Here is a 307-nt window from a genome sequence, read left to right on the forward strand (position 1 = left end):
CGCGACACCTCCAACTGACTTAGCTGAAGGGAATTACAGTGTTAGCGCGAGCATTACTGATGCTGCAGGCAACACAGGCACCGATACTGGCAGTGGCGAAGTGGATATTACTCCACCGGCGCTTGCCTTTACGCCAACGTTTGAACTTGGTCTATTGGTTACCCTAAGTGGAACGTCTGACTTGCCAGCAGGCAGTGAAATTACCATTACCGAGCAGCTTGTTAACGGGGGTATTGGTGCAACATACACCACTACAACGGATGCCGATGGCAACTGGTCATTAGTGGGTCTGGATGTATCGTTACTT

General features: G+C 50.5%; 1 pseudogene. It reads left to right on the forward strand.

The features are described 5' to 3' along the window. Positions 1–307 (forward strand): annotated as a pseudogene (locus J8L73_RS19200) (hypothetical protein); the annotation flags it as partial.

This window comes from Pseudoalteromonas sp. MMG006 (assembly GCF_018101025.1).
Taxonomy (GTDB): Bacteria; Pseudomonadota; Gammaproteobacteria; order Enterobacterales; family Alteromonadaceae; genus Pseudoalteromonas.